15 protein-coding genes and 1 pseudogene are annotated in these 11,992 nt (G+C 62.5%); 11 read left to right on the top strand and 5 right to left on the bottom strand.

Translation table 11 applies throughout. The features are described 5' to 3' along the window. Positions 1 to 127 precede the first annotated feature (127 nt). Entirely contained in the window at positions 128 to 289 is a 162-nt protein-coding gene (locus tag E7T06_RS21440; protein ID WP_019011951.1) for a hypothetical protein, read from the bottom strand. A gap of 328 nt (positions 290 to 617) precedes the next feature. Here E7T06_RS21440 and E7T06_RS21435 point away from each other — a divergent pair, with 328 nt between their 5' ends. Continuing rightward, positions 618 to 773 carry a hypothetical protein gene (locus E7T06_RS21435; RefSeq protein ID WP_168733700.1) on the top strand — a complete coding sequence of 52 codons (156 nt, stop codon included), beginning with the start codon at positions 618 to 620 and terminating at the stop codon, positions 771 to 773. A 116-nt stretch (positions 774 to 889) separates the two neighbouring features. Further along, positions 890 to 1,147 (top strand): hypothetical protein, encoded by a 258-nt coding sequence (locus E7T06_RS20935; RefSeq protein ID WP_136367697.1) that lies wholly within the window; start codon positions 890 to 892, stop codon positions 1,145 to 1,147. 4 nt (positions 1,148 to 1,151) lie between these two features. On the opposite strand, the gene E7T06_RS20930 is transcribed toward E7T06_RS20935, so the two are convergent. Continuing rightward, positions 1,152 to 4,031, bottom strand: coding sequence for a tetratricopeptide repeat protein (locus E7T06_RS20930; RefSeq protein ID WP_136367696.1), 2,880 nt, complete (start codon positions 4,029 to 4,031; stop codon positions 1,152 to 1,154). A gap of 373 nt (positions 4,032 to 4,404) precedes the next feature. Between E7T06_RS20930 and E7T06_RS20925 the strand changes: the two genes are divergently transcribed. The 5 genes from E7T06_RS20925 to E7T06_RS20905 all read left to right on the top strand — a co-directional run bounded on the left by E7T06_RS20925 (position 4,405) and on the right by E7T06_RS20905 (position 6,921). Then, entirely contained in the window at positions 4,405 to 4,992 is a 588-nt protein-coding gene (locus tag E7T06_RS20925; protein WP_136367695.1) for a ParA family protein, read from the top strand. After that, positions 4,989 to 5,228, top strand: coding sequence for a hypothetical protein (locus tag E7T06_RS20920; RefSeq protein ID WP_136367694.1), 240 nt, complete (start codon positions 4,989 to 4,991; stop codon positions 5,226 to 5,228). The genes E7T06_RS20925 and E7T06_RS20920 overlap by 4 nt, the downstream gene beginning before the upstream one ends. A 48-nt stretch (positions 5,229 to 5,276) precedes the next feature. Next, on the top strand, positions 5,277 to 5,591 hold the full coding sequence (locus E7T06_RS20915; RefSeq protein WP_136367693.1) for an HNH endonuclease: 315 nt from the start codon (positions 5,277 to 5,279) through the stop codon (positions 5,589 to 5,591). A 150-nt stretch (positions 5,592 to 5,741) separates the two neighbouring features. Then, positions 5,742 to 6,398, top strand: a complete 657-nt coding sequence (locus tag E7T06_RS20910) for a hypothetical protein (protein WP_136367692.1) — start codon at positions 5,742 to 5,744, stop codon at positions 6,396 to 6,398. Positions 6,399 to 6,489: 91 nt separating this feature from the next. Further along, positions 6,490 to 6,921, top strand: a complete 432-nt coding sequence (locus tag E7T06_RS20905; protein ID WP_136367691.1) for a hypothetical protein — start codon at positions 6,490 to 6,492, stop codon at positions 6,919 to 6,921. A gap of 78 nt (positions 6,922 to 6,999) precedes the next feature. Here the strand turns inward: E7T06_RS20905 and E7T06_RS22015 are convergent. After that, a pseudogene (locus tag E7T06_RS22015) lies at positions 7,000 to 7,458 on the bottom strand (GNAT family N-acetyltransferase); the annotation flags it as partial. A gap of 309 nt (positions 7,459 to 7,767) precedes the next feature. Between E7T06_RS22015 and E7T06_RS20895 the strand changes: the two are divergent. From E7T06_RS20895 to E7T06_RS20880, 4 genes are all read left to right on the top strand, one after another. Further along, positions 7,768 to 8,214 carry a hypothetical protein gene (locus tag E7T06_RS20895; RefSeq protein WP_136367699.1) on the top strand — a complete coding sequence of 149 codons (447 nt, stop codon included), beginning with the start codon at positions 7,768 to 7,770 and terminating at the stop codon, positions 8,212 to 8,214. Positions 8,215 to 8,444: 230 nt separating this feature from the next. Further along, positions 8,445 to 9,260 (top strand): YafY family protein, encoded by an 816-nt coding sequence (locus E7T06_RS20890; protein ID WP_136367690.1) that lies wholly within the window; start codon positions 8,445 to 8,447, stop codon positions 9,258 to 9,260. 157 nt (positions 9,261 to 9,417) lie between these two features. Beyond that, entirely contained in the window at positions 9,418 to 9,777 is a 360-nt protein-coding gene (locus E7T06_RS20885; RefSeq protein ID WP_136367689.1) for a VOC family protein, read from the top strand. Between the two features lie 11 nt (positions 9,778 to 9,788). Then, positions 9,789 to 10,697, top strand: a complete 909-nt coding sequence (locus tag E7T06_RS20880; protein ID WP_136367688.1) for a DNA-3-methyladenine glycosylase — start codon at positions 9,789 to 9,791, stop codon at positions 10,695 to 10,697. Between the two features lie 529 nt (positions 10,698 to 11,226). Here E7T06_RS20880 and E7T06_RS20875 read toward each other — a convergent pair. Then, positions 11,227 to 11,532, bottom strand: a complete 306-nt coding sequence (locus E7T06_RS20875) for a hypothetical protein (protein WP_136367687.1) — start codon at positions 11,530 to 11,532, stop codon at positions 11,227 to 11,229. Beyond that, entirely contained in the window at positions 11,529 to 11,975 is a 447-nt protein-coding gene (locus tag E7T06_RS20870; protein WP_205751002.1) for a ParA family protein, read from the bottom strand. The genes E7T06_RS20875 and E7T06_RS20870 overlap by 4 nt, the downstream gene beginning before the upstream one ends. Positions 11,976 to 11,992 lie beyond the last annotated feature (17 nt).

The following is an 11,992-nucleotide window of genomic DNA, read 5'->3' as shown; positions in this document are numbered from 1 at the left end:
ACGTTCACGCCGTCCAGGCTTGCGTCGGTGTGGGCATCAGCGGTCCAGTCGATTCCGTTGGTCATGGCAGTTCTCCTTGGTGAATGAGGGCGTCGGGTTGACTTGGCCGCTCCTGCTGGGGTGGGGCTTACTGCAGTTCCAATACCAAAGCACTTTCAAATCCCTGACCGGCGTTCACTTGGGCGGGGAAAATGAACCGAAATCCGGTAAACGTGAAGATGTTGAGGTCGTCCATCTCGGGTGTGTTGCCCCCACCATCTTCTCCGAGCCAAAAGCTTGACTTTTCCATAGCTCCTCCTTTGAAAGGCCACCTGTGTTCGAGACCTTGATCGGGGTCTGCCTGTCTGGCCGGTCCGATCGCTCCTGCACTTCCTCGCCTTCTGAACCCAGTATGTGCTGGGGGCCTTTTCCACGACATTGCGGGCAATATCAGTCGCCATCCAGAAATGATCAACTTATACTCAGTCCAAAACGTGTTGGATTGCCCAGTGTTGACGCGATCAAACGGAACCAGGCCTGGCCGAGAGAACGGCGGCGGCTTTTTCCGGCAGGTGCTGTACTCCGATTTTTCTCTGGTGTCCCTGCACCATGACCTCACTTCACCAGGGGGCCAAGACATGACACAGAAACGTTGGAGCACCGTGAGCAAAGCGCTGATCGTGGTACTCGTGTTGGGCGGCATCGGGCGGGCAGAGGTCAGTGGAGGGGGCACGCCGCCCCCGGCCCCCTGCCCCAACGTCACCCTGCCTCCTGTGACGCCCCCGGCCCGCTGAGGTGAAGTTCTCGTCCCTGCCAAGACGCCCGTTGCGGCCGCTTGTGCGGGGACGAACCCCCTCATTCCCTGTTAAGGCGGAACTGTTATGACTCTTCAATGCCGCGTCACCTTCCCATGACCACGCTTGATCTGGCCGCCCTGCAACCGCTGCTGCAGCGGCTTGAAATCCGGGCAAGTCAGTGGGAGACCGGACGGGTGCAGGCCGAGACAGGCCGGCGCTTCCGGGCAAAACTGCAGGCCCTGAAACGGTGTACTGCGGCGGCGTGCGTGCACCATCACCTCGACGGCCTGCTGGCGCTCACCCCTGACCTGCCTGAAGCGGACATCACCCTTCTGCATGCGCTACGCGAGGCGGCCGAGACTTGGTTGTGAGCCCTCAGTCCAGAGTGGCGACGACCTGCGGGTAAGGGCGCGGCTCTTCGGCAAATTCTCGGCGCATCATGCGGCTGTAGGCTCCGTAGGCCTGCGAGGCGGCCACGGCGTCCGCACGGCCGTGGAACAGCCGGATCAGGGCATGGTGGGCCGGCACCTGCAGGGGGTCGAGTCTCAAGATCAACTGGTAGGCTTGCTGGGCCAGTTCCGGGTGGGTCGCCTGAACACCGGCCGCCTCATGCAGGATCTGAACCGTCAACTCATCTTGAATGCGCCGCCGCTCATCTTGAATCCATTCGCTGGTCAACCCGGGCAGGAACTCCCCCTGCCACAGAGAGAGCCGCTGCGTCAGGCGTCCAGCCTCATCGTCGGTGCTGGAGAAGCTGCGGGTCACGTCCAGGTCCACACTGAAGTCTGAACTGAGCGCGTACTGCCCTGCCTCAAACGGCAGGGGATTGATCACGTCGGGCAAAATCTCGCTGAGGGCCAGGCGCAGCCGCCGGACCACGACCTTGAAGTATCCGATATGCCGCTCTTCCCGGGATCCGTCCCACAGGGCGTCCACAACTTGTTCCCGGCTGGCCGGGCCGTGAAGGGCCAGCCAGACCAGCAACTCGCCCGCTTTGGCGAAAGGAATCTGCAGCGGCCGGCTTTCCACGCGGGCTCTGAGTTGACCGAGCGTGTTCAGGTGCAAGGTGGCGCGCGGCGTGGTCAAGGCGGGCTGAAACTGAAGTTTGACCTCCCGCAGGGTCCGGGTCACCCACGGCGCGTCCTGGCGAAGAACATGTTGGGCCGGGTGCTGCTGAATCCACGCGGCCTCTGCTGTGGAGAGCTTGTGGACGCGCTTCAGTTTCAGGTGCAGTTCACGGCGGTAGACCACGGTGCGCAGGGCCAGTGGGTGATGGGCTTGAAAGTCCAGTGGGCCGAACCGGGTCAGGGCGGCCTGAGCGTCTCCCTGCACCAGCGCGATTAGCCCCCGCACAAACTCTGCGCGGGGGCGCAAACCGCTGTTGAGGGGTTCAGCCTGCTCCAGCTGATCTTCTGCCTGCGCGACCTGGTCTGCGCGGGCCAGGGCTTCGGCGAGAATCAGCCGGATCCGGCGTTGCAGATTGAGCGCCCCAAACTCGTCACAGATCCCCAGCGCCTGCCTCAGGGTCGCCATGCCGGACTCCAGGTCACCCATGTCCAGCAGAGTTTCCCCTAACGTCTCCAGCAGCATGGGCAGGGCCGCACTGTTTTCCTCGCGGGCTGTCCGAACCGCCCGTTCCAGCAGATCATGCGCTTCGGGAAGGCGGCCCTGCTTGCGGTAAAGGTCGGCCAGATCATTAAAGAGGTAGAGGGTGCGCACCGGCATGGAGAGGGCCGTGAAGGCGTCCAGCGCCCGTTCCAGCATCCGTTGATATTCCTGCCAGCGCCCCAGTCCATACAGGCACTGCGCGCAGAGGTGCAGGCACTGCGCTTCTTCGACTCCCAGCGGCACCGGGCAGCGTGCCAGAGCGTAGCGGGCGGTCTGGAGGGCTTCTTCGGCCTGCTCCAGATTCAGCAGGGCGTGGGCTTTGAGGCGCAACAAGGATAGAGCGTCTGGATAGGTTCTCAACGCCTCTTCGGCCGCGTCCAGCTGGGCCTGGTAATTCTGCCCAGACCCTCTCAAACGCGCTTGGTAGAACCGGAGGAGCGCGCTGTCTTGCTGCGCCTGGACTCGCTCCAACAGGGCCGCTCCTGCTTCGGGTTGCCCGGTTTCCAGCAAGGCCCCCGCCCACTGCAACTGCACTTCCACGGGCAACTGGTCCGGCGAAAAGTCCTGCAGGGTTCGGCAGACCAGGCTCATTTCCAGCCGCTCGGTGTAGCGGTTGACCAGCTCGCGGGCAAGTGTCAGGGCGGCTTGGAAGTGCCCCGCACGCTGGTGCAGACGCAGCGCCGCCAGGGCATCTCCAGCCTCCTGATGCACGGCGGCCATCCGGGCATGGAGGGTGCCGAAGCGCTCTGGCACGAGGCGCAACCGGCTGAGCAAGGTGTGGAGCAGCAACTGATGCGGGGCAAATCGGTTGTTTCCCAAGGGGGCCAGCGGAAGTCCCAGCCGTTTGACCGTGTCCAGCCAGCCGGGCAGGAGGTCAAGCTGCAACTGCTGCGCCAGGCTTTCATCCCAAACGTCCATGACCGCCGCCTCAGGCAGCTTGCCGGAGAGGTGCGGTTCAAGCGTCTCGATCAGATCTGCAATCAGGTGCTCGGGTTGGTAGTGCAGCGAGGCTTCGCTCGACACCAGGGCCAGGCCGACCGGCCAGCCGCTGAGATGGGCGTAGGCCCGGTCTGGACGCCCCTGAAACTGCCGGGTACGCAGGTACAGCTCGCTTTCCTGACGCGAGAACGCCAGTTCCTCGAGGCCGATCACCAGGGCGGAGCCCCGGGCCACCAGCCGGGCCAGCCGCAGCGGCGGATCCACGTACGAACCGATCAGCACCTGATGCCCTTCGGTCAGTGCCTCAATAAAGCGGCTCAGCTCCCGGCCGGACTCGGCGCCGAGAACCTGGACGTCGTCAAACACCAGGCGGACACTGAACGCCAGGTTATTGAGCAGGGTTGCGAGATCGCGCAGGGTCGCGCTCGGCGGCAGACCAGAAGGAGAGACAAAGTCAAACGACGCGACCGCAGCGCACAGCGACTGCACGAAGACTGCGGGATCCGCGTCATCCTCGCGCAGGCTCAGCCAGGCGACCGGGTAAGGGGTCGTGCGGGCAAATTGGGCGAGGGCCGTGGTCTTGCCGTAGCCGCTGGGGGCCACCAGGGCGACCACCTGGTAATCCATGGCCGTGGCCAGCCGCTCCAACAGGCCCGTTCTGGACAGTTCATGACGGAGCACCTGGGGCGGAGCATGGCTCTGTTTCATCCTGACTCTCCCACCCTGATCTGAACGAGATGCCGTCGTCGTGAGCGAAGTTGCGCAAGAGGAGTGAACGGGCGAATGCCTGCAAAGTCCTGTGAAGTTCGGGCCAGGCGAACCGCTCTTCAAGCCGAGTTCCAGTTGGGGTTGCGGGTGTACGGGTCCGGTTGAACAGCTGCGCCCTGCTGATCGCTGTCTTCCGGGATTCTATAGGGAGTGAGCCGCGCTGTGGGATGAACTTCAGAGCAAAAGACGCTTAATCCTTGTGATTTTCTAGGACACCCACAAGGGGCTTCTGTAGAGGATCACACCCTTGTCTGCTCGAGAAACTCGCCGATCACACCTTCACATTTCTATCTTTGTGTGACACAGTGAGTCTGTGAAGATCATCAGTGTCCTGAGCCGCAAGGGCGGCGTCGGCAAAACCCTGCTGTCTGTGGGGTTGGCGCAAGTGTTGGGCGAACTCGGCCACCGGGTCGCGCTGCTCGACCGTGACCCGGAAGGCAGCGCCATGGGCTGGCAGCACGGAGCGCAGGCCGGAGGCGTCGTCCTCCCTTACCGGGTGATCGGCCCGATCGAGGCCACCCGCCTGGAGCCGGTGGATTTCCTGATCGTCGACACGCCGCCCAACGACACCCGGACGCTGCAGGACACGGCGCGGCAATCGCAGGTGCTGCTGATTCCCCTGCTGCCTGGAGCGGGCGAGATGGACCGCCTTCAGGAAACAGTGCAGGCGCTGAGCATGGTCGAGCTGCAAGACGGGGTGCAGCTAGGGTTCGTCATCAACCGCACCGAGCACGACAACGTGAGCGCAGCCATGCGTCCGGCGCTGGAAGAACTCGGCTATCCGGTGGTCGCCCAGATTCGTAAGGCCGTGGATTATCAGCGCTCCTTCGGCAACCTGATTCCGGAGAGTTTGACGGCGCCGTTCCGGGAAGCCATGACCGAGCTGGAGGTGATCGCATGACCAAGAAGTCGACGGACGCCAGCAGCATCCTGGGAGCGGCCCGACGGGCGGCAGATGTGCCCCGGCCCAAGGTCGCGGAGGAACCCGCTCAAGCCATTCCTGAAAAGCGGGTCAATGTGGCCCTCCGGGCTCAAACCCACAAGCGGCTGAAACTACTCAGCGTCCAGCGGGACATGACAGTGCAGGACCTGGCCGAAGAACTGTTGCAGGAGGTGCTGAATGGGCAGGGCGTGTAGTCACAGAGGCGTAGTTTGACAAATTCACAGGAATGTGAGGGTGTGACCATGCGAAATCGCAAGTCCTACCGCAAGCTCAAGAACAAGCAGACTGGACGAGCAGAGTTGGTGCACCGGCAGATCGCGGCGGCCCGCTTGGGGCGTCCCCTCTGGCCCGGTGAGGTCGTTCATCACTTGGACGGCGACTCGACAAACAACAGTCTTGACAATCTGTTCGTCTTGCCGAGCCAAGGCTTTCACGCCCATATGGAGCATGTGTTGAGGCTGGAAAGGCGCGGACAGCCCCATTTATTCCCTGAAATGCTGCGGGGAATCCGCGAGCGCCAGACCGTTACCCTGTTTGAAGCTATTCTTGTGGACTGACAGTTTTACAAGAATGTTGTGTCACATATTTATGAAAATGTGGCCCTGAGTTTCTTCCGCCCTCTGAGATTTGTCTTGTCCTAAAGGGACTGACGCCGATAAACATGGACCGTTCGGGCGTTTACGGGGAGGTGTGGCAGGATGTTCTCCATGGATGCGGCCACCAAACTCCTTCTCCTGCAGCGGGAGTACGGCGGGGCGCCTCCCTTCAGCGAGGCCGAGCTCCTCATCCCCGCGTCACAGGCCCTGACCTTTCTGCGGCGCCTGGCCGAACTGGATCTCAGCCTGCTCTCCGGTGTGGAGCTGTTTGAACGCCTCCCCGACCAGACCTTGCTCGTCCAGGGTCTGCACTCCTTCAGCGGGGACCGCACTCTGGGATTGACGGAAGCCGCCACCTTTGCCCAGACTCACCAAGGTCCCCATACAGCGATGGTCTTCACCTATGACGTGTTCGACGATCTCCCGGTCAGCGAACGGAGTGCCCTCCTTCAGGAGAAGCCCAGCCTGGGCGCCCGGATCTTTGCGGAGGGTGAGGTAGAGGTCCGTGGTGTCCTGGGGAGTCAGGCAATGAGCGATCTGGTCTGGCATCACGTCCAGCTCTTTCAGGTCAGCGTGGAAGGGGGCGCGACGCTGGAACTCCCAAGAGACTTGGGGCGGTATGAGCAACTGGAGCAGGCCACGGCCTGGATCAGGGCCAGACTCGCCGAAACACCAGAGGCCCGCTTCGGCTTGAAGGGGGTACTGCTCCCCTCCTCATCGCCACTCCCTAAAGATCAATGGCTGCTGCCCCTGGCCCTGCGACGGTGAGTCTGATCGAGAACGCGGGGCACTGACTCACCCTCAGGCAGGATCAAGGCCAGGCGAACGGCAGTCACGCGTCATGGCACGATGGGGGCGTATGAGGGCGTTCCTCCCAATCTTAGAACTCGGCGCCTCGCGCGTTCGGGTGGGCCTCACGCCCGACAGGGAGTGGGTCTACGAGTGTCAGGAAGGTCAGCTCTTTTCCCTCGAAGAACAGCCGCAGCCGTTTATGGTCACGCTTCTCCAACTGGGTGAGGCATGGACACCGATGCTCATCCGTGCCCTGGAGCTTCAGGGCCTTGCCCCAGCGCTGGCCGCGATCTTTCCCGTTCATGTGGGTGTCCGGCTGGGGCTGAGCTGGGAGTCAGACAGTTGGCAACAGTGGGCGGTGGACTGGGTGGAACGGGACGGGAGCGAGGCTCAGTTCCTGCCTGAACTCCAGGTGTTGGCGATTCAGGGCCGGACCCAGCGCATTCGCCAGGCGGCACGTCGCCTGGCCCGGAAGGCCACGGCCGGCAGCACCCCATAAGACTGATTGGCGACCTCAAGACCATCAAGGCTAGAACGCAAGAGTCCATGCTTTTCTACATTGCTGATGACGAAGGATTCAGGCAGTGGACGAGCGGGCTGGCTCAGGGTGGCGCATCAGCACCTGCCACTCCCGGCCAGCGTGACTGGCCACTTGGTCGAGGCGAAACCCCACTTTGTGTGCCAGCCGCAGAGACGGCGCATTCTCCGGCTGAATGATGCAGAAGGTGCTGCCGGGTTCCAGTGACCTGTCGCGCCACTCCAAGACCGCGCGAACCGCCTCGGAGGCCAACCCCTGACCGTGACACCAGGGCATGAAGACCCATCCGGCCTCGGGCACCGGATCCAGGGCCGGCCGGTCAAGGAGCAGGTCGCGTTTGAAGCGGGCGATGCCCACTTCCCCAGCAAAGCGTCCTGAGGCACGGTCAAAGGCCAGCCAGTAGCCGAAGCCGAAGAGCGCCCAGTGACCAGGGTGCCGCAGCAGCCGGGTCCAGACCTCCTGCCGGGCGAGCGGCGTCCCGGTCGTATACCGCGTGACGTCTGGATCACTTCACAGGGCGGCGCAGTCGTCAAGGTCTTGCTCCTGATGGCCACGCCGGAGGAGGCGTTCAGTGTGTAGGACGGGCGCCAGGTGCCTCCCAGAGTCTAGACCGTCGCCGTTCGGTACAGCTGACCTTGAGGGAGCGTGTCCTCCCACTGGCCAGGGAAGAGGCCCGGCTTCTTGGCCGGACTGTGGAACGCCCCTTGCTACACAGACCGTTGGCAGGCGCGGAGTGGGGGCGTTGAGCCGTGAAGAGCTGTTCCTGTTCGAGAGGTTCATCCTCAGGTCATCTGCGGTCACTTGACCTTGACCCTCTTTGTGGGCCGCGCCATGCTGGAGGGGATGACCGCTGTGCCTCAACCTCCTCACTTCCAGCTTCACGATCAGCAGGCGTTTGAGACGTGTGTAGCGACGACGTTGCAGGTGTTGGCGGCGGTGGAATTTGCTCCGGCGCTGCACCATACGCAGCCGACCCGGGAGACGCTGTTGGCGTTTAGCGTGGAAGTGGATCGGCATGCGGTGGATATTGCGGCGTTGGCGGGGGAACGATTCTTGGACTTGCCAGCGCTGGGCCAGGGGTGGTATGAGCGCCTGGTGGCCGAGCGGGATGAGCCGCTCCAAGCCGCGTACCAGGCGCTGCATTCGGTGGCGTATCTGGGCTTGGATGGGGGAATCACCACCGCGACACTGCTCTCTGCCGTGGCCTATGCGTTGCGGGTGCTGGCGCAGCGCGAGGGCCGCCTCTGTCACTGACGCTCCACTCGTGGACAGGAGCTTTTGGGAGAGAGGATGACGTCGTTGCAGCGTCAACACCGCGGCGCCCTCCAACTCCTCAGCTTCGGCTTGCACTTCCTAGGACAAGAGCCATTAGGTGGGGCACTCCAGAATTCAGAACTCCCAGTACGCTAAGGAAAAAGGAACGACTGGGATGAGATTGCCCCTCTGTATCAGGAGGAATGACGGCTCATTTAAACTGAAGGCACGTGAACCGCACTGACCGTCTGCTTGCCATCGTCCTCGAACTGCAAGGCCGGGGCCGCGTGCGCGCCGAAGACCTCGCACGTCAGCTTGACGTCTCCAAGCGCACCATCTACCGCGACGTCCTCGCCCTGAACGAGGCCGGGGTGCCCATCATCAGTGCCCCAGGGCAGGGCTACACCCTGATGCCTGGGTATTTCTTGCCGCCGCTGCACTTCAGTGTCGAGGAAGCCGTCATGCTCCTCCTGGGCAGCGACGTCGTCGCGCAAGCCTTCGATAGCGGTTCTGCGCTGAGCGCCGCACGTAAGCTCAACGCTGTATTCGGTGAGGATGTCCGCGGTGAAGTGCAGTTTCTGTACGAGAACCTCCGTCTGGTGCAGCGAGCCCCGCAAGACCTTCACGGCAAGGTCAGGACGCTGCGGCAGACGATTGCCGAGCGACGAACCGCCGAGTTCACCTATCACAAGCCCCAAGCCGAGCAGGAGACCCGGCAGGTCGATCCGCATGGGCTCTTCCGCCTGAACCAAGTTTGGCTCCTTGCGGCCTTTGATCACGCGCGGGCAGAGTTCCGCACGTTCCGTCTCGACCGAATCGAGGATCTGAAGGTTCTCCCTGAGCAGTTCAGGCGGCAGCCCCACTTCAAACTGGAACGCGACGAGACGCGGGAGAGACGCGAGTTGACCGTGCAGGCCCTCTTCGACCCGGAGGTGGCGCGCGAGGTGAAGAATAACCTCTCGTACTACGTCACTCAGACGCAGGACACTTCAGATGGATTGCTGGTGACCTTGCAGGTGCGTACCGCTGAGGAGACGCTGCCCTAGCTGCTGTCCTGGGGGAGCAGGGTGCGTGTCCTTGACCCCACCGCTGTGCAGGCTCAACTGATCAGGGCCGCCCAAGACATCCTGGAAAGGTACGCCTGAACGCTGCTGACAGGACGGTGTCACTCGCTCCCTTCAAGCTGGAGGCGGAGGGCAACAGATGCAGACTCGTTTGGATTTCATGTCGGTGCAGGTGCGCAATCTCAGCGCTTCGCAGGAATTTTATACCCAGGTGATCGGCCTGGAGGCAGCTGAACACTCTCCCCCAGGCGCGATGGTGTTCAGGAGTCAACAGGGGGCCATCTTTGCCATTCGTCTGCCTTTGCCTGGGACAGAGATCAGCAAAGATCTAGGTCTGGGTGTGGGGATCTGGTTTGCTGTGGACGATGCCGACGCGGTACACGCCCACATTGTCTTGGCGGGTGGACAGGTCGTTGTGCCCCCGCAACCCGGCCCCTTTGGACGCATGTTCGTGGTGCGCGACCCAGACGGCTACCAACTCACCTTTCATCAGGGATGAGGGAGAAGGACGTGACCACACCTCCTCACCTTCTGCGGCCCGTTTCGCCCTTCGACTTCGCGCAAACGCTGGCGTTCGTGAGCGGATTCACACCCACCAGTGATGAACAGAAACTGGAAGCGCAGTCGCTGGCCAAGGCGGTTCGAATTCACAGACAGACGGTGGGATTTGACCTGCACTCGGTCGGCACCCTTGACGCACCTGAATTGAGGTGTTACCTCTTCGGCAATGCGCCTCTCAACTCTGAGATCAAGGAGGCCGCCTTGAAGCGGGTGCGTTTTTTTCTGAGCCTGGACGAGGATCTGGGGCCCTTCTATGCCCTGGCACAGCAGGATGTCCCATTCCAGAGGGTGCTGCGTCAGCTCTACGGGTATCACCAGGTGAAGTTTCTGACGCCCTTCGAGAATGCCTGCTGGGCGGTGCTCACCCAACGCACCCCGGGTGACACGGCCAGGGGGATGAAGCGGCGGTTGGTGGACACCTATGGCGGGTCAGTGCAGATCGGCAACAGCGTGCTGTGGGCGTTCCCTGAGCCTGCCGATCTTGCGGGGGCTTCTGTGGCCGAACTGAGGACGCTGTTGAAGCACCCACGCAAGGGCGAGTCCTTGGCTGCTGTCGTCCAGGCGTTCGGACAAGTTGAGGAGGAGTGGCTGCGCCAGGGGCCGCTGAGCGAGGTGCGGGCCTGGCTGCGCGGTATTTATGGCTTTGGGGAGTGGTCGGCGAACTTTGTGCTGTTGCGGGGACTGGGGCGGATGGAGGGCGCCGTCCTAGACGATCCAGACAGCGTGTTCACGCGGGAGCTGATGAACGCAGCGGCCAAGGTGTATGGCCCCATGAGCTTTGAAGCCCTGAGTGCTCACGCCCACCGCTATGTGGTGTGTCAGGGGTACTGGGCGCACTACCTGCGTGTGGCGGCCTGAGTGGAGGGGCCAAGCCTCACCTTCTGTGGTTCTGGCGAAGCCCGTTGACTGACGGACATCTGGCTCAAGAACTGCAGAATCAGCTCGCTGGATGGCGCACGGGCGATCTGTTTGGGGGCAACCAGCATCACCGGTACATGGCGGGAGTTATCCAACTCATCGTCACGGATACAGGGCGGCGGGCATGAAGAAGACGGTACGCTGCATTGCTCGCGCGCAAGCGAAGCGAGGATTCCGCTGAATGCAGCGATGCCATTCAAGCAAGTGCAGAAGCGCCTGAGTGACAAAGGGCATCACGACCACGCAGATTTACGTTCAGACTGGTGCGCGGAATAGAAGTGGATCTCCATCTGGGCGCTGGCTGGCTTTCCAGAGCCGGAAAAGAAAGGCCAGGCCTTTCTTTTCTCCTGAGCGGAGGAGTTCTGAATTTTGTCGTCGGCCCAGGTTGGGCAGGTTTGAAAAGTCCAGCGTCAAGCCCTTTGTCGTTGGTTTGTGCGCTCAGGAGCGCTGAATGCCAAGGGAGCGCGCTCTAGTCCGATGTGTTGCGCCGGGCTTGCCGATTGATTTCGGCACGAAATTCAGCGTCCTGGACGTAGCGGTAAATCAGCGTTTCTAAGACTGCTTCCATTTTTACTTTTTGTCCCTGTTCCTGCGCTTCGAGCAAGTGCCGTTTGAGGGCGTAGCGCACGCTGGGCCGCAGGCGGGTGCTACAGGTTTCGCGCTTTTCGGGGGCGGGCTGAGGGGTCTGGGCCGGAGGAGGTGAGGCGGGTTTTTGCGGTCCTGGCACCTCTTCCCGCGCGGCGCGCAAGTTGGCCAGTCCATCGCGCAGGCTCATGCGTTCGCTCCAGCCATGGCGATGACTTCCTCGGTCACCCGTTCATACTCAAACCACAGGCCCTTAGCCAAGCTGTTGCTGCGAACATCCTTGACGAGGGTGCCTGCATTGTTGGCATCGCGGAAAGCTTCAGAGAGCCGGATGGTTTGCGTCAGGACAGGGATGCCTGCGTCGGCCAAGGCAGAGCGGGCATCGGCCAGTTTGCGGTCATTGCCGGGGCGCACCATCGTCAGCATGGCCGCGTACCGGGTATTGGCGATTCCGGCGGTTCGCAAGACTTCTACGGTCTGGGCCATGCCGTCCATGCCGCCGAGATCCGGCGTGCTCGGAAGGATCAAGGCGGCGCAGGATTCGGCCAGGTCGAGCAGGTCGGCGGCCTCGAGGCCGCCGCGGGAGTCGATCACCACCGCCGTGTATTTGCCCGCCTGACTCAGGGAGGCCATGCCGCCCACAGTGAATG

It is taken from the genome of Deinococcus sp. Arct2-2 (assembly GCF_004801315.1).
In the GTDB taxonomy this organism is placed as follows: domain Bacteria; phylum Deinococcota; class Deinococci; order Deinococcales; family Deinococcaceae; genus Deinococcus.
This window is presented reverse-complemented; position numbering and strand designations above follow the sequence as displayed.

Bases quoted from the DNA above. Each gene is read 5' to 3' on its own strand.
- E7T06_RS20930 (WP_136367696.1), bottom strand. From the start codon at position 4,031: ATGAAACAGAGCCATGCTCCGCCCCAGGTGCTCCGTCATGAACTGTCC.
- E7T06_RS21435 (WP_168733700.1), top strand. From the start codon at position 618: ATGACACAGAAACGTTGGAGCACCGTGAGCAAAGCGCTGATCGTGGTA.
- E7T06_RS20935 (WP_136367697.1), top strand. From the start codon at position 890: ATGACCACGCTTGATCTGGCCGCCCTGCAACCGCTGCTGCAGCGGCTT.
- E7T06_RS20870 (WP_205751002.1), bottom strand. From the start codon at position 11,975: ATGGCCTCCCTGAGTCAGGCGGGCAAATACACGGCGGTGGTGATCGAC.
- E7T06_RS21440 (WP_019011951.1), bottom strand. From the start codon at position 289: ATGGAAAAGTCAAGCTTTTGGCTCGGAGAAGATGGTGGGGGCAACACA.
- E7T06_RS20915 (WP_136367693.1), top strand. From the start codon at position 5,277: ATGCGAAATCGCAAGTCCTACCGCAAGCTCAAGAACAAGCAGACTGGA.
- E7T06_RS20920 (WP_136367694.1), top strand. From the start codon at position 4,989: ATGACCAAGAAGTCGACGGACGCCAGCAGCATCCTGGGAGCGGCCCGA.
- E7T06_RS20875 (WP_136367687.1), bottom strand. From the start codon at position 11,532: ATGAGCCTGCGCGATGGACTGGCCAACTTGCGCGCCGCGCGGGAAGAG.
- E7T06_RS20910 (WP_136367692.1), top strand. From the start codon at position 5,742: ATGGATGCGGCCACCAAACTCCTTCTCCTGCAGCGGGAGTACGGCGGG.
- E7T06_RS20885 (WP_136367689.1), top strand. From the start codon at position 9,418: ATGCAGACTCGTTTGGATTTCATGTCGGTGCAGGTGCGCAATCTCAGC.
- E7T06_RS20905 (WP_136367691.1), top strand. From the start codon at position 6,490: ATGAGGGCGTTCCTCCCAATCTTAGAACTCGGCGCCTCGCGCGTTCGG.